At 30.0% G+C, this 20,820-nt stretch carries 15 protein-coding genes; 7 read left to right on the top strand and 8 right to left on the bottom strand.

The features are described 5' to 3' along the window. The first annotated feature begins 20 nt into the window (after window positions 1–20). Window positions 21–536, top strand: a complete 516-nt coding sequence (locus MHL31_RS15065) for a DUF2892 domain-containing protein (protein ID WP_240226803.1) — start codon at window positions 21–23, stop codon at window positions 534–536. Window positions 537–611: 75 nt separating this feature from the next. Here MHL31_RS15065 and MHL31_RS15060 read toward each other — a convergent pair whose 3' ends face one another. Further along, window positions 612–2,351, bottom strand: coding sequence for a LysM domain-containing protein (locus MHL31_RS15060; protein ID WP_240226802.1), 1,740 nt, complete (start codon window positions 2,349–2,351; stop codon window positions 612–614). A 44-nt stretch (window positions 2,352–2,395) separates the two neighbouring features. Beyond that, window positions 2,396–3,928, bottom strand: a complete 1,533-nt coding sequence (guaA, locus tag MHL31_RS15055) for a glutamine-hydrolyzing GMP synthase (RefSeq protein WP_240226801.1) — start codon at window positions 3,926–3,928, stop codon at window positions 2,396–2,398. Window positions 3,929–4,306: 378 nt separating this feature from the next. Here guaA and gyrB point away from each other — a divergent pair, with 378 nt between their 5' ends. Both gyrB and MHL31_RS15045 read left to right on the top strand, forming a co-directional pair. Beyond that, a complete protein-coding gene (gyrB, locus tag MHL31_RS15050) occupies window positions 4,307–6,250 on the top strand; it encodes a DNA topoisomerase (ATP-hydrolyzing) subunit B (protein WP_240226800.1) in 1,944 nt (647 codons plus the stop codon). 185 nt (window positions 6,251–6,435) lie between these two features. Continuing rightward, window positions 6,436–7,359 (top strand): malate dehydrogenase, encoded by a 924-nt coding sequence (locus MHL31_RS15045; protein ID WP_240226799.1) that lies wholly within the window; start codon window positions 6,436–6,438, stop codon window positions 7,357–7,359. A gap of 70 nt (window positions 7,360–7,429) precedes the next feature. Here MHL31_RS15045 and MHL31_RS15040 read toward each other — a convergent pair whose 3' ends face one another. Further along, complete coding sequence (locus MHL31_RS15040) at window positions 7,430–9,106, bottom strand: formate--tetrahydrofolate ligase (RefSeq protein ID WP_240226798.1); 1,677 nt, start codon at window positions 9,104–9,106, stop codon at window positions 7,430–7,432. Between the two features lie 169 nt (window positions 9,107–9,275). Here MHL31_RS15040 and secDF point away from each other — a divergent pair, with 169 nt between their 5' ends. The 3 genes from secDF (at window position 9,276) to obgE (ending at window position 14,589) form a co-directional block, all read left to right on the top strand. Next, complete coding sequence (gene secDF, locus MHL31_RS15035) at window positions 9,276–12,266, top strand: protein translocase subunit SecDF (protein ID WP_240226797.1); 2,991 nt, start codon at window positions 9,276–9,278, stop codon at window positions 12,264–12,266. Between the two features lie 136 nt (window positions 12,267–12,402). After that, complete coding sequence (locus MHL31_RS15030) at window positions 12,403–13,518, top strand: adenylate kinase (protein ID WP_240226796.1); 1,116 nt, start codon at window positions 12,403–12,405, stop codon at window positions 13,516–13,518. 78 nt (window positions 13,519–13,596) lie between these two features. Continuing rightward, window positions 13,597–14,589 (top strand): GTPase ObgE, encoded by a 993-nt coding sequence (obgE, locus tag MHL31_RS15025; protein ID WP_240226795.1) that lies wholly within the window; start codon window positions 13,597–13,599, stop codon window positions 14,587–14,589. A 181-nt stretch (window positions 14,590–14,770) separates the two neighbouring features. Here obgE and MHL31_RS15020 read toward each other — a convergent pair whose 3' ends face one another. Genes MHL31_RS15020 through MHL31_RS15005 form a run of 4 tightly spaced genes read right to left on the bottom strand, consistent with a single transcriptional unit; the run spans window position 14,771 to window position 18,875 of the window. Beyond that, entirely contained in the window at window positions 14,771–15,241 is a 471-nt protein-coding gene (locus MHL31_RS15020; protein WP_240226794.1) for a hypothetical protein, read from the bottom strand. Between the two features lie 43 nt (window positions 15,242–15,284). Further along, the gene (locus tag MHL31_RS15015; RefSeq protein WP_240226793.1) at window positions 15,285–16,541 is read right to left on the bottom strand and encodes a lipopolysaccharide assembly protein LapB; all 1,257 of its coding nucleotides are present in this window, start codon (window positions 16,539–16,541) and stop codon (window positions 15,285–15,287) included. Window positions 16,542–16,551: 10 nt separating this feature from the next. Next, a complete protein-coding gene (locus tag MHL31_RS15010) occupies window positions 16,552–18,507 on the bottom strand; it encodes an energy transducer TonB (RefSeq protein ID WP_240226792.1) in 1,956 nt (651 codons plus the stop codon). After that, the gene (locus tag MHL31_RS15005; RefSeq protein ID WP_240226791.1) at window positions 18,504–18,875 is read right to left on the bottom strand and encodes a BlaI/MecI/CopY family transcriptional regulator; all 372 of its coding nucleotides are present in this window, start codon (window positions 18,873–18,875) and stop codon (window positions 18,504–18,506) included. The genes MHL31_RS15010 and MHL31_RS15005 overlap by 4 nt, the downstream gene beginning before the upstream one ends. A gap of 133 nt (window positions 18,876–19,008) precedes the next feature. Here MHL31_RS15005 and MHL31_RS15000 point away from each other — a divergent pair, with 133 nt between their 5' ends. Continuing rightward, window positions 19,009–19,518: a DUF456 domain-containing protein gene (locus MHL31_RS15000; protein ID WP_240226790.1), complete on the top strand. Its 510-nt coding sequence runs from the start codon at window positions 19,009–19,011 to the stop codon at window positions 19,516–19,518. Here the strand turns inward: MHL31_RS15000 and MHL31_RS14995 are convergent. Further along, on the bottom strand, window positions 19,515–20,726 hold the full coding sequence (locus MHL31_RS14995) for an NAD(P)/FAD-dependent oxidoreductase (RefSeq protein WP_240226789.1): 1,212 nt from the start codon (window positions 20,724–20,726) through the stop codon (window positions 19,515–19,517). The genes MHL31_RS15000 and MHL31_RS14995 overlap by 4 nt on opposite strands. Window positions 20,727–20,820: the final 94 nt, after the last annotated feature.

Here is a 20,820-nt window from a genome sequence, read left to right as displayed (position 1 = left end):
TTAAAAAAACAATATTAAGAATGTTTAATAAGTATATAAAATTAGTAATTGCAGGAGCAATTGTTGTATGGTCAGTATTTCAATTTGTTGATGGAAATATAATGAATGGTATTTCATTAGTTTTATTGGCAGGTATATTTGTATTGTTTTATTTTAAAAATGAATTTATTTTATTAGCATTTTTACAATTAAGAAAACAAAACTTTGCCGGAGCAAGTAAATGGCTATCTTACATTAAAAACCCTAGTAGCGCTTTAATACAAAAGCAAGAAGGTTATTACAACTTTTTACAAGGAATTATGGTTTCACAAACAAATTTAACTCAAGCAGAAAAATACTTTAAAAAAGCAATTAGCTTAGGTTTAAATATGAAACACGATATAGCAATGGCTAAATTACAGTTAGGTGGTATTGCAATGTCTAAAAGACGAAAAAGAGAAGCAACTATGCTTATCAATGAAGCTAAAAAATTAGATACACAAGGTGTGCTTTCAGATCAAATAAAAATGATGAAAGATCAGCTTAAAAGAATTTAAAGCTATAAATTATAAAAAAAAGGGTAAAACTTTAATTAAAGTTTTACCCTTTTTTTATGCACTATAACTATAATATTACTCAACCAATACTGGAGATAATTCTTTATTATATTTAATTATATAAACACCATTATTCTCAAAACTACCAAATAGTTTTTTATTATAATTAAAAACGGCAGAGATTCTAGAAGATTTTCCAGCTCTTAAAGCTTCTTCAATACTATTTTCACTTGCCAACCTCAACAAAATATCATACGTTACATCAAAACCTCTTACAGCATATTTAGATGGTAGTGTAGCATACTTAGCACTAAACTTAGTATAAAAGTTTTTCACTTTAGGATCTTGCATATTCACAAAATCTGTTGTTGGATATGTAAAATTCAACTGCCCTAAAAAGCTATTATCAATTTTATCAAAATTTCTTCCTTTATCAATAGATAAAAGTGTGAGATCATAGTCTTCCATAAAACCTTTTAAATTGTTTATTGCTGTTGCTGTAGTTACAATCTCGTCACTTATTAAAAATATCCAATTTTTGGTATTCTTTTTTAACTTTTGAGCAAACTTAGCATTTTCAATATTTCCTTTACTTGGTTTTAATACTGTTATATCTTGAATTGAATCAATAGTTTTTAATTTATTAACTACCCTCCACAATCTACTTTGAGATTTTTCTTCAACATCATTAATTACAATAATGTTTTCACCATTGTATGTCGCTTTCATATAATCTAATAAATGCTCTTCTAGCAACAAATCATTAGCATCATCAGATTTTATTAAATTACTTGCAGATAAGCTTTTTTGATCTTTTGAATATATAGGTGCAATTACTGGAGCATTCACATGTTTTGAAAGCCAATGCGCTTTTGCATAAAATAATGGACCTATTATAACATCTGTTTCAGAAAAATCATTGTTATTTACAATGGTTTGCAACTTATATTTAGAATTTTGAGTATCAAAATATTTTATATTTACGGTAACACCTTTACTTCTTAAGGAGTCTATTGCCATAACAGACCCCATATGAAAATCTGTAGCTATATTTAAAATTGAATTACCTTTAGATAGTACCTTTTCTGGAATTGAATCTGAATATTTATTTAATTGATAAGGAAGCATTATTGCAACATCAATTGTTTTTTTAAGGTTAAAAGGTTCTTCAAAAAGACCTGTATCAACAACTTCCTCACCACCTTCAAAGGAACCTTCAGTAATATCTTCTTCAATTGTTGTAGCAATTGGTTTAATTTTTAAAACCATTCCTAATTTTAAGCCCTCACTTAAAGCTGGATTTAATGCCATTAAATTTTCTTGAGAAACTTCGTATTTCTTAGTTAAATTATAAACTGTATCGTCCTTTACTACGGTATGTGTAATATAATTAGTTAAATCACTTTCTTTACTTTCAATTGCTGCTGGAATTTCTAAATGCATTCCAATTTTTAATCCATCGTTTAATAATTCTGGATTTGCTTCAATTAATTCTTCAATAGTAATATTATGCTTTTTTGAAATTCCAAATAATGTTTCTTTAGGTTTTACTATATAGGTTTCTGTTTTTTCAACTCCTATTACCTGTTTCCCATAATTTTTATTTGGTACAATTATTACGGTATTTTCTTTTGGTTTTCTTCCAATATCAGGATTTAATCGTAATAAATCTCGAGTAGAAATATCGTAATCTTTAGCAATACTTTTCATAGTTTCCCCATTTTTAACAACATAGGAAACATATTTCTTTTGTTGTGCAACCATATTAAAAGTACACAACATTAAAATTAAAACTAAAAACTTAATTCTTTTCATTTGTCTATTTTTTTCATATCAATGGAAACGTTAAATATTTAAATTTATTCCCACTCTATAGTTGCTGGTGGTTTAGAACTAATATCATATACAACTCTATTAACGCCTTTTACACTATTTATTATTTTGTTTGATGTTTTTTGTAAAAACTCATAAGGTAAATTCACCCAGTCTGCAGTCATTCCATCTGTAGACTCTACAGCTCTTAAAACCACTGCTTTTTCATAGGTTCTCTCATCTCCCATTACACCTACAGAATTTACAGGTAATAACATAGCACCTGCTTGCCAAACACTATCGTATAAACCAGCATCTTTTAAACCTTGTACAAATATAGCATCTACGTCTTGTAACATTCTTACTTTTTCTGCTGTAATATCACCTAAAATTCGAATTCCTAATCCTGGACCTGGAAAAGGATGTCTTCCTAACAATTCGGCATCAATACCCATTGATTTTCCAACCCTTCTAACTTCATCTTTAAACAAAGTATTTAAAGGCTCTACTATTTTTAGTTTCATAAAATCTGGCAAACCACCTACATTATGATGTGATTTAATAGTTGCTGAAGGTCCTCCTGTTGCTGAAACTGACTCAATAACATCTGGATAAATTGTACCTTGTGCTAACCAACTTACATCTTCAATTAAATGTGCTTCATCATCAAAGGTTTCAATAAAAACACGACCTATAATTTTACGTTTTCCTTCTGGGTCACTTTCACCTTCAAGTGCTTTCAAAAAACGTGCCGAAGCATCAACACCTTTTACATTTAGCCCCATTCCTTTATATTGATTTAATACGCTTTCAAATTCATTTTTGCGTAACAGACCATTATTAACAAAGATGCAGTACAGATTTTTACCAATAGCTTTTGAAATTAAAACTGCCGCTACAGTTGAATCTACACCTCCTGAAAGGCCTAACACAACTTTATCGTTTCCTAATTTATTTTTTAATTCAGCAACTGTAGTTTCAACAAAAGAATCTGGTGTCCAAGTTTGAGCAACACCTGCAATATTAACTAGAAAATTTTTTAAAACGGTTAAACCATCTTTAGAGTGATAAACTTCTGGATGAAATTGAATTCCGTAAGTATCCTCTTCTTTAATTTTAAATGCTGCATTTTTCACATCATGTGTGCTTGCAATCAACTCAAAACTTTCTGGTAAATCTAAAATTGTATCGCTATGGCTCATCCATACCTGACTTCCTTCAGAAACTCCTTCAAAAAATAATTCGTTAGCTTTAATATATGAAAGATTTGCTCTTCCATATTCTCTGGTATTAGACGCCCCTACTTCACCACCAAAATTATGTGCTAAAAACTGTGCGCCATAACACACACCTAATAAAGGTAACTTACCTTTAATTTTAGACAAATCTGGGATTGGGGAATCTGGTGTTCTTACAGATGAAGGACTTCCTGAAAGGATTACTGCACTGTAATCTTCCACATTAAAACTTTTACTATTAAATGGAAAAATTTCACAAAAAATGTTTAATTCTCTAACTCTACGGGCAATCAACTGTGTGTATTGCGATCCGAAATCTAAAATAAGTACTTGATGTTGCATTCGCCAAAAATAATATTATTATAGATAGATATGATTATTTTATTTCATTTTTTCTCAACATAAAATATTATATTTTAAACTGTTTATTTTAAAATCTGCCTTTTACAGCTTAAAATCTTTATTAAAACAGAAAAAACTTCAATTTTTTCACCAATAATAAAGCGATTTAACGCCATTTTATATTTTGAGCTCCTGGATAACTTAAAAAAACGAATTACACCTAATATAAACGTGTTTTTAGACGTTTTAAGCCATTTTTAACAATTATAAATTGTTAATAACTTCTACCTCAAGTATTAAATAATGACAAAAAAACATAATTTTGAATACTTATATTTGTTTGTTAAATTTTTTATTAAAAAACATACATTTTAAATTATGAGTGACGAAATAAAAAAAAATAATTATTCGGCAGACAGCATTCAAGCTTTAGAAGGAATGGAACATGTGCGTATGCGTCCGTCTATGTATATTGGAGATGTTGGAATAAGAGGATTACACCATTTAGTATATGAAGTTGTAGATAACTCTATAGATGAAGCAATGGCAGGACATTGTAATACTATAGACGTAATTATAAATGAAAATGGTTCTTTATCAGTAAAAGATAATGGTCGTGGTATTCCAGTTGGAATGCATAAAAAAGAAGGAGTTTCTGCTTTAGAAGTAGTAATGACAAAAATTGGAGCAGGTGGTAAATTTGATAAAGATTCTTATAAAGTTTCTGGTGGTTTACACGGTGTTGGGGTTTCTGTTGTAAATGCTTTATCCGATCATTTAAGAGCTACTGTTTATTCTGGTGATGGTCAAATATGGGAGCAAGAATACGAACGAGGTAAAGCTTTGTATCCTGCAAAACCTATTGGTAAAACCACAGAAAAAGGTACTATGGTAACCTTTTTACCTGATGCGTCAATTTTCACCCAATCAATCGAATTTAACTACGTTACTTTAGCAACACGTTTACGAGAACTTTCATTTTTAAATAAAGGTGTTACTTTAACTTTAACAGATAAAAGAGTTAAAGATGATGAAGGTAATTTTATTTCTGAAACATTCCATAGTGATGAAGGTTTACCTGAATTTATTAAATATTTAGATGAAACACGTGAGCAATTAACTGCTGGTATTATTTCAATGGAAGGTGAAAAAAATGGAATTCCAGTTGAAGTAGCAATGGTTTATAATACATCTTATGCAGAGAATTTACACTCTTACGTAAACAACATTAATACACACGAAGGAGGAACACATTTATCTGGTTTTAGACGTGGTTTAACAAACACGCTTAAAAAATATGCAGAATCATCTGGTATGTTAGATAAATTAAAGTTTGATATTGCTGGTGATGATTTTCGAGAAGGATTAACCGCAATTATATCTGTAAAAGTTGCTGAACCTCAATTCGAAGGTCAAACTAAAACTAAATTAGGAAACAGAGAAGTTACTTCTGCTGTAAGCCAATCTGTTTCAGAAATGTTACAAGATTATTTAGAAGAAAATCCTATAGATGCTAAAACAATTGTACAAAAAGTAATTTTAGCAGCACAGGCTAGACACGCAGCACGTAAAGCACGAGAAATGGTGCAACGTAAAACCGTAATGTCTATTGGAGGCTTACCTGGTAAATTAAGTGACTGTTCTGAAACTGATCCAGAACATTGCGAAATATTTCTTGTTGAGGGAGATTCCGCAGGTGGAACAGCAAAACAAGGACGTGATAGAGCTTTTCAAGCAATTTTACCATTACGTGGTAAAATTTTAAATGTTGAAAAAGCAATGCAACATAAAGTATTCGATAACGAAGAAATAAAAAATATGTACACAGCTTTAGGCGTTTCTATAGGTACAGAAGACGACCCAAGAGCCTTAAACCTTGACAAACTTCGTTACAATAAAATAGTTATTATGTGTGATGCCGATGTTGATGGTAGCCACATTGCAACTTTAATTCTTACATTCTTCTTTAGATATATGAAAGAATTAATTGAAAATGGACATATTTATATTGCAACTCCTCCGCTATACTTAGTTAAAAAAGGACAAAAAAGAGAATATGCTTGGAATGACGATCAACGTGATTTAATTGCTCGCAACTTAGGAGGAAATGTAAACATACAACGTTACAAAGGTCTTGGAGAAATGAATGCTACACAACTTTGGGATACAACTATGAATCCTGAATTTAGAACATTACGCCAAGTTACAGTTGATAATTTAACAGAAGCTGATAGAATTTTCTCTATGCTAATGGGAGATGATGTTCCACCTCGTAGAGCATTTATCGAGAAAAATGCAAAATATGCAAATATTGATGCATAATACATTATACTTTTAAAAACACAAAAGGTTGCTAGTTTAGCAACCTTTTTTTATGATAATCATAAAAAAGCATCGTAAAAATTAACAATATCGATTTCGTAAATTAAGACAAATGTCATAACCCTTTAATTTAAAATTTAGTATTTTTGATACTTTAAAATGAATATTAACACAATAATAAAAATATGAAAGTAACAGTAGTAGGTGCTGGTGCTGTAGGTGCAAGTTGTGCTGAGTACATAGCCATTAAAAATTTCGCAGACGAAGTAACATTAATTGACATTAAAGAAGGTTTTGCAGAAGGTAAAGCAATGGATTTAATGCAAACAGCATCATTAAACGGTTTTGACACCCAAATTACTGGTGTAACTAATGATTATGCTGCTACAGCAAATAGTGATGTTGCAGTTATAACAAGTGGTATTCCAAGAAAACCAGGAATGACACGTGAAGAATTAATTGGAATTAATGCAGGTATTGTAAAAACTGTTTCTGAAAACTTAATTAAGTATTCTCCAGAGGTAATTATAATTGTAGTTAGTAACCCAATGGATACTATGGCTTATTTAGCTCATAAAGCTACAGGATTACCAAAAAACAGAATTATTGGTATGGGTGGAGCTTTAGATAGCGCTCGTTTTAAATTCCGTTTAGCTGAAGCTTTAGGTTGCCCTGCATCTGATGTTGATGGAATGGTAATTGGAGGACACAGTGATACTGGAATGGTTCCTTTAATTGGAAAAGCAGCTCGTAACAGTGTAAAAGTTTCTGAATTCTTATCTGAAGAAAGAATGCAACAAGTTGTTGAAGATACTAAAGTTGGTGGTGCTACACTAACTAAATTATTAGGAACAAGTGCTTGGTATGCTCCAGGTGCAGCAGTTTCTGCAATGGTACAAGCTATTGCTTTAGATTCTAAAAAAATGTTCCCTTGTTCTGCTTTACTAGATGGTGAATATGGTTTAAGCGATATTTCAATTGGTGTACCTTGTATTATAGGTAAAAATGGAATTGAAAAAATTGTTGAAATTGAATTATCTGAAGCTGAACTTGCTAAAATTCAAGAAAGTGCAGTTGGTGTTAAAGCAACAAATGCTTTATTAGATTAGTTAACCAACTAACAATTATATTTAAAAAGCTGTTTCAAAATTTTGAAACAGCTTTTTTGTTATCAAAACATTAAGACAAGCCTGATATTACTTCATCATTATCAATAGTCATATTTTCTGATGCAGGCGTTCCTGGCAAACCAGGCATACGCATCATAGCACCAAGTATTGGAATAATAAACTTAGCACCTGCAGCAATTTCAATCTCCCTAACAGTTACTGTAAAATTCTCTGGCCTACCTACTAAAAACTCATTATCAGAAAAAGATTTTTGTGTTTTAGCAATACAAATTGCAAAATCATTAAAACCAAGCTTTTCAATTCTTCTTAAATTTAACTTAGCCTTTTTATCAAAATCTACAGCTTTAGCTCCATAAATTTCTTTAGCTATTTTTTCTATTTTCTCTTTAACAGGAGAATTCCAATTATACAAAGGTTTAAAATTAGATGTATTAGATTCTACAACTTTTACAACAGCTTTCGCTAATTTAGTAGTTCCATTACCTCCTTTAGCCCATCCTTCAGACACAACGGCTTTAACTCCTATTTTTTTACATTTTTCAATAATATAATTTATCTCTTCATAAGTATCGTTAGAAAATGTATTAATAGCAACTACAGGTTCAATTTTAAACTTTCGAATATTCTCCACATGCTTTTCCAAATTACAAAATCCCTGTTTTACAAAATCTAAATTTGGAGAATTATATGCATCTTTTTTAGCTCCACCATGGTGACGCAAAGCCCTAATTGTAGCAACTAAAACAACTGCTTTAGGATTTAATCCTGCCGATTGACATTTAATGTTTAAAAACTTTTCAGCACCTAAATCTGCTCCAAAACCAGCTTCGGTTATAACATAATTAGACAAAGAAAGTCCCATTTTTGTAGCGATAATTGTATTAGTACCTTGAGCAATATTTGCAAAAGGACCGCCATGTATTATTGCTGGATTGCCCTCTAAAGTTTGTACTAAATTTGGTCTAATCGCATGTTTTAATAAAATAGCCATAGCATTTTCAGCTTTTAAATCGCGCGCAAAAATTGGTTCTTTATCAAACGTATAACCTATAAAAATATCTCCTAAACGTTTTTTTAAATCTTCAAAATCCGTTGCCATACAAAGTATAGCCATTACTTCAGATGCAGGTGTAATATCAAACCCATCTTCTCTAGGAATACCATTTGCCGTTCCACCTAAACCAATAACAATATTACGCAAAGCTCTATCATTCATATCCATAACACGCTTCCAATGAATGGTTCTTGGATCTAAATTTAATTTACAACATTTACTTTGTAAATTATTATCTATTAAAGCAGAGAGCAAATTATTAGCTTTTTCAACAGCATTAAAATCGCCCGTAAAATGCAAGTTAATATCTTCCATTGGAACTACTTGAGAATACCCTCCTCCTGCAGCCCCTCCTTTAATTCCAAAAACAGGACCTAAAGATGGCTCTCTTAAAACCACTGTAGCCTGCTTACCTATTTTTTGCAATCCTTCAGTTAGACCAATAGATACTGTAGTTTTCCCTTCTCCTGCTGGAGTTGGTGTAATAGCTGTAACTAAAATTAAATTATTTTGCTGTATTTTTTCTTCATCTATAAGGGTTAATGGTAGTTTAGCCTTATATTTTCCATACATTTCAATTGCATCTTCATCAACATTAAGTTTTGCAGCAATTTTTTTTATATGTTTCATACTATTTTTCTGCGCAATTTCTATATCAGATAAATACTTCATATCAACTATTTTTTACAAACAAATATATGAAATTCAATGCTCGAAATACTATTATTTTAATATGTTGTAATTTATGAATATAAAAAGCTTAAAAAGTATTGGCATTCTCTGTTTGAAATTATATATTTGCACGTTTATAACAAATGAATTCTTATCAAATTAATGTAAAATGCAAAATAAAGGACTTATAAAATTATTCGCTATTCTATTTGGATTAGTAAGTTTATACCAATTATCATTTACTTGGTTTACAAATGGTGTTGAAGGTAAAGCAAAGATTTATGCTGAATCAAAATCAGAAGATGGAAAAGAAATAGCTAATTTAGAAAGAGTTTATCTAGACTCTGTAGCTAACAAACCTGTAATTGATTTAGGTTTTGCCCAATTTAGTTACAACGATATTAAAGATAAAGAACTAAATTTAGGTTTAGACCTTAAAGGAGGTATTAATGCTATTTTACAAGTTTCAGTTAAAGATATTTTAATTGGATTATCTAACGAATCTAAAAACCCTGTTTTTAATAAAGCCTTAGCGAATGCTACAGAAGCTCAAAGAAGTAGTGATAGAACCTATTTAGATTTGTTTTTTGATGAATTTGAAAAAGCTAGTGCCGGTACTGTAAAATTAAGCGACCCTAGTATTTTTGGTAACAAATCTTTAAGAGAAAAAATAAATTTTAAACTTACAGATGCTGAAGTAATGCCAATTATAGAGGATGAAGTAACTGGCTCTGTAAATACCGCTTTTGAAGTATTAAGAAGTCGTATCGATAAATTTGGAGTTACACAACCAAACATTCAACGTATTGGAAACTCTGGACGTATTTTAATTGAATTACCAGGTGCTAAAGATATTGATCGTGTAAAAAAATTATTGCAAAGTACAGCTGAATTACAATTCTGGGAAGTGTACTCTAATAGAGAAACTGCAAACTTCTTTTTTGAAGCTAACACTGTAGTTGAAAACTTATTAAAAACTAAAACAGAAGATGAAGATACTACTTCTGCTAAAGACGACTTAGATGATTTATTAGGTGAAGTGTCTGACTCTTTAGCTGCAAAACCAGCTGAAAATTTATTCTCGGTACTTTCACCAAGTATTCCTCAAAGCGAAAATCAAGTATCTTCTGTAATAGGTACTGCTAAAGTTTTAGATACTGCTAAAGTAAATTCTTACTTAGCTTTAAGAGAAGTTAGAGCTTTGCTTTCTAACGAAATGAAATACACTAAATTCTTATGGGATGCAAAACCATTTACTAGTACAACTGCAACAGGAGAAAGTGTAGATCTAATTTACTTATATGGTATAAAATCTAACAGACAAGATATTGCCCCTATAGAAGGTGATGTAATTGAAGATGCAAGTCAAGAATACGGACAAACAGGACAACCTGAGGTAAGTATGACAATGAATGCAATTGGATCTAGATTATGGGGTAAAATGACCACTGAAAATGTTGGGAAATTTGTAGCTGTAGTTTTAGATGACTACGTTTATACAGCACCGTCTGTAAATGTAGCAATTACTTCAGGAAGAACTTCAATTTCTGGTGGAAGTATGACTGTTGAAGAAGCTCAAGATATTGCAAACGTATTAAAAGCTGGTAAATTACCTGCTGCTGCACATATTATTCAATCTGAAATTGTTGGACCTTCTTTAGGTCAAAAAGCAATTGATAGCAGTATGAGCTCTTTTGCTTTAGCGCTATTATTAGTATTACTTTGGATGATTTTCTATTACGGTAAAGCAGGTGCTTTTGCAGATGTTGCTTTAGCTGTAAACCTTTTATTTATTTTTGGAATTTTAACTGCATTTGGAGCAGTGTTAACATTACCAGGCATTGCAGGTATTATTTTAACAATAGGTATGTCTGTAGATGCAAACGTAATTATATTTGAAAGAATAAAAGAAGAACTTGATAAAGGAAAAGGATTAAAAGCTTCTATAAGTCACGGATTTAGTTTTAAAGGTGCATTATCTGCAATTATTGACGCCAACATTACAACAATGTTAACAGGTGTTATTTTATATGTATTTGGTACAGGTCCAGTAAAAGGTTTTGCTTATACATTAATGGTAGGTATAGTAACATCTATGTTTACAGCTATATTTATTACACGTCTATTAATTGACTGGTATGCTGCAAAAGGTAAATTATTTACATTTAATACAAGTATTACTAAAAATTGGTTCAACAGAATCGATATTGAATTCTTAAGAAAAAGAAAAATTGCATACATTTTCTCAGGTGCTTTAATTGTTGTTGGTTTAATCTCATTATTTACAAACGGATTAAATTATGGTGTAGATTTTGTTGGAGGTAGAACATATGTTGTAAAATTTGATCAAGCAACTAGTGCAACCGAAGTTTCTGAAACTTTAAAAGATGCTTTCGGAAGTGCTCCAGAAGTTAAAACTTACGGTGAAGCAAGTCAATTAAAAATTACAACTAAATATAAAATAGAAGAAGAAGCTAGTAGCCATATTGATGATGAAGTACAATCTTTATTATTTAACGGATTAAAAAAATATTATTCTAAAGACTTAACTTTAGAACAATTTAAACCTGGTTACGATGGTGTTGGAAAAGTAGGTATTATGAGTTCTATTAAAGTGGAACCAACTATTGCAGATGATATTAAAACAGCTGCAGGATGGGCTATTTTAGGTTCGTTATTAATTACTTTCTTATACATATTATTTAGATTTAGAAAATGGCAATTTAGTTTAGGTGCTGTAGCTGCAGTATTCCATGATGTATTAATTGTATTAGCAATTTTCTCTTTACTTTATAAAATATTACCATTTGATATGGAAATTGGACAATCATTTATTGCAGCCATACTTACAGTTGTAGGGTACTCCCTAAATGATACGGTGGTAATTTTTGATAGAATTCGTGAGTTTACAGGAATTCATACTTCTTGGAAATTCTCTGAAGTAGTAGACAAAGCATTAAGTAGTACTTTAGGAAGAACTATTAATACATCTTTAACAACATTGGTTGTATTATTAGCAATATTCTTATTTGGTGGAGATTCTATTAAAGGATTTATGTTTGCATTAATTGTAGGTGTTGTTGTAGGTACTTACTCATCATTATTTATTGCATCTCCTATCATGTACGATACAGTAAAAAAATTAGATTCTAAAAAATAGTAGAATTTAAACTGAATAAATTTCATAAAACCGTTTTGAGTTTCAAAACGGTTTTTCTATTTTCAAATCAACAAATAAATCTGCATTTAAATTGATTTTTGTATATTGATTATTAAATTTGTAACAAAGCATAAAAATGAGCATAATTAAATTACACGATAAGTATTTTAAATCTTATATTTCAAAAGAGCAAATCCAAGAGGCTACCAAATCTTTAGTAAAAAAAGTCTATGCAGACTGCAAAGATGAAAGACCAATTTTTATTGGAATACTAAACGGTTGTTTTATGTTTGTTGCCGATTTTGTTAGACAATATAACGGTGAATGTGAAATTTCTTTTGTAAAATTAGCTTCCTATCAAGGAACAACTTCATCAGGAAAAATTAAGCAATTAGTTGGTGTTAATGAAGATTTAGAAGGAAGAACTGTTGTAATTTTAGAAGACATTATAGATACTGGTAATACTCTACAAGAAATATATTCAATTTTTGAAGATAAAAAATTAAAAGAACTTAAAATAGCTACACTGTTTTTTAAACCAGATGTTTTCAAGAAAGAACTTAATATCGATTATATTGGAATAGAAATTCCAGATAAATTTATTGTTGGATATGGTTTAGATTATGATGGAATTGGAAGAAATCTAGCAGACATATATCAACTTACAGCAAAACCAACTATGAAAAATATTGTTTTATTTGGACCTCCAGGTGCAGGAAAAGGAACACAAGCAACACTTTTAAAAGATAAATATGGACTTGTGCATATTTCAACTGGTGATGTTTTTAGATACAATATTAAAAATAAAACTGAACTTGGTCTATTGGCAAAAAAATATATGGATGGTGGAAATTTAGTTCCAGATGACATTACTATAAATATGTTAAAAGCTGAAGTTGAACTTAATGCAGGTGCTAACGGGTTTATTTTTGACGGGTTTCCTCGTACAGAATCTCAAGCAAAAGCTTTAGATGAATTTTTAACCGAAAAAGGAGAAGCAATTAATGGAATGATAGCTCTTGAAGTTTCTGAAGATTTACTAGTACAACGTATTTTAGAACGCGGTAAAACAAGTGGAAGAACAGACGATCAAGATGAATCTAAAATTAGAAACCGCTTTAACGAGTACAATACAAAAACAGCTGTTTTAAAAGATTATTACGATAACCAAAATAAATATTTTGGTATAGATGGTGTTGGTGCCATTGATGATATTACAAAACGTTTAAGCAACGTATTTGATAAAATATAATATTGTTTATCTAAACAATAATTAAACATAGAAATGCTTAAAATAAAGATTCTTGCATTGGTAAGAACACTCTAAAAGATGACTGAAGGAAATTTTGTTGATTATATAAAAATATATGCTAGTTCTGGTAATGGTGGTGGTGGATCAACTCACCTACACAGAGAAAAATACATTACTAAAGGTGGGCCAGATGGTGGCGATGGTGGACGTGGTGGACATATAATTGTTAGAGCCAATCCAAATTTATGGACCCTTTTTCACTTAAAATTCAACAAACATTTTAGAGCCGAACATGGTGGCCATGGTGCTAAATCTAGAAGTTCAGGAAAAGATGGACAAGATATTTATGTTGAAGTTCCTTTAGGTACTATTATAAGAGATAGTGAAACTCAAGAAATTCTGTTTGAAATAACAGAAGAAAATACCGAACAAATTTTATTACAAGGAGGTAAAGGTGGACTTGGTAACTGGAATTTTAGATCTTCTACAAACCAAACTCCTAGATATGCTCAGCCTGGTATTGAAGGTCAAGAAAATTGGTTTCAATTAGAATTAAAACTATTAGCTGATGTAGGCTTGGTTGGATTCCCTAATGCTGGAAAATCAACTTTACTATCTGTTTTAACAGCTGCAAAACCTAAAATAGCAGATTATGCTTTTACAACTTTAAAACCGAACTTAGGAATTGTTCAATACCGCGATTTTCAAACTTTTGTAATAGCAGATATTCCAGGAATTATAGAAGGTGCTGCTGAAGGAAAAGGTTTAGGACATCGTTTTTTACGCCATATTGAAAGAAATTCGATTTTATTGTTCTTAATTCCAGCAGATTCTGATAATATTCAAAAAGAATATAAAATTCTTTTAAATGAATTAAAACAGCACAATCCAGAATTGTTAGATAAAAATAGATTACTTGCAATTTCTAAATCTGATATGTTAGACGATGAATTAAAAGAAGAAATTAAAAATGAATTACCTGAAGGTATAAAAACGTTATTTATTTCATCTATCGCTCAACAAGGATTAACTGAATTAAAAGATAATTTATGGCAATTATTAAATGAATAACTTTTTATTAAGTTAGCTGTCATTCCTGAGAAAGCATAAATCTATTTTCATATTATTTGGATTCCTGCCTCCGCAGGAATGACAACGTTACTTTATTTATAGTATAAATTAGCTGCACAAAATCACGTCATGCTGAATTAATTTCAGCATCTCATCTTAAATAAACAATCGGTAAAAAGCTCTAATTCTTCAAAATAACAGGTAAATTAAAGGCAGTTTTAACCGGTATTCCTCGTTTAATTCCTGGTTTTAAATTTGGTAATTTATCAATTCCATCAGTTATTAAACTATCTAATTCTGGAATTTCTTGTTGAATAAATAAAGAAGATTGAATATTTACTAGTGAAACTTTTCCATTTTTAGCAACTTCTAATTTTACTAAAATTGTATCGTTTATGCTATTTTCAGTAATAAATTGATGTGCTTTTAAAGAAGCGTAAATATGTTCGGACAATTTTATTTGAGAACATATTTGTCTTTTATCTTCAGAAGGAATACTATCGCACTCGGGAAATAAAGGAAAACTATCTATAGAGCTAAAATCTACAATAGTATCTACAACTTGAACCTCTTGTTTCTGATATTTTTTTTCAAAATAAGAACAAGATAAAAGTACAAAAGCGCTAAAAAGTATTATAAAAAATTGTTTCAAAATTATTCTTTAATTCTCCTCGGTGAAAATACAACATTTTGATTTACTCTACAATAACCCCTTCAATAAAGTATTTCTTTCTTATTTCCTTAATTCTACCATTGGCATATTTAGTTAATTCTGGATTTTTACTTTTAAAACGTTCTATAAATTTTTCATAATGTTTTAAAGCAATTTTTTTATCTTCATAATACGTATCTGATGCAAAAGCTAATTCAAAAAGTGCTTCTACATTATTATAATTACTTTTAACAGCCTCATCAAAATAGTTAACCGCTTTTTTATAATCCTTTTGTTCTTTTGCCATAATTCCTAAAAGCATATACTCTTTATCTAACTCTGGTTTACTGTACATTATAGCTTGAAAAGCGTAAAGTTCAGCTCTTTTAAAATCTTTTTTTTGATACGCAATAGTTGCCATACGATAAAGAATTTTAGGGTTTTGACGGTCTAATTTAAGAGCCTTTTTAAAATATACCTCTGCTGAATCAATTTGTTTTAAATTAAAATAACTCATACCATACATTTCGTAGGTATTTACAGACTTAAACTTTAATGCCTCTAACTTATTTAAGGTTTCAATAGTTTCTTCAAATTCTTTACCAAAGTACTGATCGTTTGCTTTTAACTGTAAAAAATTAATATTTGTTGAGTCTATTTGTAAACCTTTTTCAATAAATAGTCTAGAAGAATCTCTAATATTTATGGATTTAAAAAATTTAGAAACTTCATAAATACTATTTAAATGTAAAGTGTCAATTGTAAAAGCATCAATATAACTTTGTCCCATTTGCATTTTCTTTCGTTGCAAAGCCAATGCTTTTCCTAATTGATACGGATAATTTGGATTGAGCGTATCTTGAGCTTTTAAATACCTAAATAGTTCTGAAGCTCTTTTAGGTTTAATTTCTTTTAAATACAACTTCCCTAAACTATTTGCTACTAATAAATTAGACGAATCCTTTTTAAAAACGTCTTCGTATAAATCAATAGCTTTATCCTTATAACCAATAGTTGAATATACATTCGCTAATTTAATTTTCAACTGACTTTTTTCTTCAATTGCTAAGGCTTCGGAATAAGAAGTTATCGCCTTATTATAATTGCCAATAGTTTGGTAAATATCTGCAGTTTTTTCAAGTACAAGTGCATTCTTATCTTTTTTATCTTCTAATAATTTTAAAGCTTTCTGATAATTTCCTTTTATCAACAAACTATCTACAACTGTAAAAACCGAAGACTGCGCTTCGGTTTTTAAAATTACTACAATAAACAATAATGGAATTAAAATCTTTTTCATAAAACAACTATTAACTTACTTTAAAGGCTATTGGTAAACTGTATTTAACACCAACTGCTTTCCCTTTATATTTACCAGGTTCCATTTTTGGCAAACTTTGTACAACTCTAATAGCTTCTTTTTTTAGAGATTGGTGTGGTGCTCTTGCATCTACATCCGTAATATTCCCTTCTTTATCAATTATAAACATTACAAAAATTCGTTTTACACCAGATGTTAATCCCAAACCTTTAGATAAGTTTGAATTGAAGTTTTTATTTACGTGTTCTGTAATATTTTCTATTAAACATTGTTTCAATTCCGCATTTGTACCAACACACCCAGGAAAAACCGGCACATTTTCTATAATTGCAAAAGGCACATCGTCTCCTTCAACATATTTTTTTACCTTTTTCCCATTTATAAAATCTTCCTTTGCTTTTTTAGATTGCTCTGGAGAAGCATTAGATCCACCAACTTTAAAAGCAATTGGCAAACTATATTTAACACCAACAGCAACACCTTTTTGTTTACCTGGCTCCATTTTTGGTAAACTTTCTATAACTCTAATAGCTTCCTCCTCAAGAGATTTATGTGGTGCTCTTGCCATTACTTCCGCAATATCCCCTTCTTTATCTATTTTGAACATTACAAAAATACGTTTAACACCAGCTGTTAACCCTAATTCTTTAGCCAAACCTGCATTAAAATTTCTATTTACATGCATAGTAATATTCTCTTGCAAACACGTTCTTAATTCTTCTTTTGTCCCTTCACACCCCGGAAAAACAGGAACTTCATCAATAATTGCAAAAGGCACATCATCTCCTTCAACATATTCATATTCTGTTTTTGATTCTGTTCTTAAAGATTTTGGACGAAACCAATTTACTCTTACATCATTTTCATCTAACAAAACTACATGGTCATACAATAATTCTTCGTTATTATTAAATTTTTCGGTGATCTCTTTTTCTTTTTCTGTATACTCACTAAGCTCTAAATAACGTCCAATCATCAAACTATTTCCCACATAAGTTTTACCAATTTCAAAATCGAAATATATTCCACCTTTAAAATCTTCAGAGTTTACATTATTCAAAGCTGCTTCCATTTCAAATAACTCATCATTAGCTTCATCAATACAAGATGTATAAGTTAGCATTCCCACCAACAAAGGAATCAATAGTAAATACTTTAATTGTTTTATTTTTTGTGATTTGTTTTTAGTAATCATGACAATGCGTTTTTTTATTAATGAATGTTTATAAAATTGATTGATAAATGAGATATTTTCTACATTAAAAGTGATAGAAAGCAATTTATTGAAATACGATTTTTTGTCAGTTTCTTTCACTATTTCAGCGTCGGAAATATACTCGTGTAATAAGGTTATTCTGTTTTGGTAGATATACACTAGCGGATTAAACCACATTATAATTTTTAAAATTTCGAAAAATAATAAGTCTAAACTGTGTTTTTGCTTACAATGAATTAACTCGTGCTCAATAATGTCTAACTGCTCTTCTTCTAACAACTTTTTATTGATAAATATGTAATTAAAGAAAGAAAATGCAGATTGTTTCGATTTTAAAATTACAAGTTTATAAAAATCTTTACTTATAATCTCATTCGTTCCAATGAGTTTAAAAAGTTTAAAAATGCGAATTAAAAAAATACTTGCAAATAACACCAAACCAACATAAAATAGTAGTTCAATATAACTTAAAGTACTTGTATTGTTAGTTGCTTGTATAAATACATCTCCAGGATTTAAAACTACTTCTGGTAATTGTACTATATATTCTTGAGGAATGGATTGCTGAACACTTTTAAACTTTAATAATGGGATTATAAAAGCTAAAATTGGAGTTGTCAACAAATAAACTCTGTTCCATTTAAAGAAGGTTTCTTTTTGCAAAAAAAGATCGTAAACAGCTAAAAATAGTGTTTGAAAAAGCACGACTTGTATTATATAGTTTATCATTTCTCTGTCTTTTTGTCATTAATTTTATCTAAAATAGCTTCTAATTCAGTAATGTCAACATCATTCTTTTTTACAAAAAACGAGACCATACTTTTAAAAGAACCTTCAAAATAACCATCAACTATTTTTTGTAAAGTTTTGTTACTATAGTCTGTTTTTTTAATTAAAGGAAAATAAATATACCCTCTTCCTTTGGCTTTATGCCCAACAAATTCTTTGGTTTCTAAAATTCTAATTATCGTAGAAACAGTGTTATACGCAGGTTTTGGTACTGGTAACTGTTCAATAATTTCTTTTACAGAAGCCGTTTCTAAATCCCACAAAACTTGCATTAACTGCTCCTCTGCTTTTGTTAATTGTTTCTCCATTTTTTTAACTAAGTTTTTAGTTCTACAATACAAATATAACTAAATATTTAGTTTAAACTAATTTTCTAGTTATAAATTTTGCACGATTGTTGATTTAAAAATTAATGTTTAAATTTAATTTATAAATAAAAGTATGGATATAGCACTATTAATTATTGGGGTACTATTAATAATATTAGGTATTCTTGGTTCTTTTTTACCAGTACTTCCCGGCCCTATTACAAGTTGGTTTGCCTTATTGGTTTTACATTTAACTGATGCCATCCCTATGAATTGGACTTTTTTAGGAATTACTTTAGCCATTGCATTTATAATTTGGCTAATAGATTATATTATACCCGCAATGGGCACCAAACGCTTTGGAGGTACACGCTATGGCGTAATTGGTACTATGGTAGGTTTGGTTGTAGGAATGTTTTTCTTACCTCCTTTCGGAATAATTATAGGCCCATTTTTAGGTGCTTTTATTGGTGAAATGATAAAAGATAGTAAAGATTCTAAAAAAGCATTAAAAGCTGCCTTTGGTTCTTTTATAGGCTTTATAACCTCAACTTTCTTAAAATTTATAACAGCTGTAGTTTATGCTGGTTTGTTTTTCTCCATATTTTGGGAATATAAAAGTGCTTTTTTTAATTTCGGTTAATTTGAAATTGCATTTGCTACAATCCAACCACTTGTCCATGCATTTTGAAAATTAAACCCACCAGTAACAGCATCAATATTTAAAATTTCACCTGCAAAAAATAGATTTTTATGCAATTTGCTTTCAAATCGTTTAAAGTTTATTTCTTTTAGATCTACCCCTCCAGCAGTAACAAATTCATCTTTAAAAGTACTTTTTCCATGTACCTTAAAAACACTTTGTGTTAGTTGTTTTGAAATAGTTTCTAGCTGGCTATTGCTTAATTGTGCCCATTGAGAATCGCTTGGTATTTCAGAATCTATTACAAATTTCTCCCACAAACGCTTTGGAATTTCTTCAAAACCCGAACGTAAAGTCACTTGTTTTTTAGCTTGTTTTTTCTTTTGAGATTTTAAAAACTCTAATATAGCTTCTTGTTTTTTCGATAACCAATTTACTTCAATTTCAAAATTGTATTCTTGTTTATAAAATTCCAAGGCACCCCAAGCAGAGAGCTTTAAAATACCTGGTCCACTTAATCCCCAATGTGTAATTAATAAAGGCCCTTGTTCTGCTAATTTAGAGTTTAACACTTTTACCGAAGCATTTGGAACAGAAATTCCAGGAATATCTTGTAACCTTTTATCTGTAATATTAAAGGTAAATAACGAAGGAACTGGTTGTACAATAGAATGCCCTAAACCTTCCATTATATTCCAAACTTTGGTGTTACTTCCACTTGCCACTAAAACATAATCGGCAATAAATTCTTCTGAATTTGTTTTAACAATAAACTGGTCATTTTGTTTTTCTAAGGAATCGACTCTAGTGCTTGTTTTTAAAACAACACCTGCGTATTTAGCACTTTCTAAAAAACAATCTATAATAGTTTGAGATGAATTACTTTCTGGAAAAATTCTGTTATCATCTTCTATTTTCAGCGGCACACCCCTATTTTCGAACCATTCCATAGTATCACCTGTCATAAATTGATGAAAAGGTCCTCGTAATTCTTTTTTTCCTCTCGGATAAAATTCTACCAATTCACTTGGTGTAAAACAAGCGTGTGTAACATTACAACGTCCTCCACCGCTTACTTTTACTTTTTGCAATACTTTAGAACTTCCTTCTAAAATTACAACTTCTAATTCTGAATTTAGTTCTGCAGCATTAATTGCAGCAAAAAAACCGGCTGCTCCACCTCCAATTATTATTAATTTTTTCTTCATTTTGTTTATTTAACAATTTATGTCACTCTTAACACTTATTACTTTATTTCTGGCGGCTGAGCGAGTTGAAGCTTTTTTTATTAAAGCTTTATTT

The sequence above is a fragment of the Lutibacter sp. A80 genome (assembly GCF_022429645.1).
Lineage (GTDB): Bacteria > Bacteroidota > Bacteroidia > Flavobacteriales > Flavobacteriaceae > Lutibacter.
Note: the sequence above shows the minus strand (reverse complement) of the source record. Positions and strands in the feature narration are given on the sequence as shown.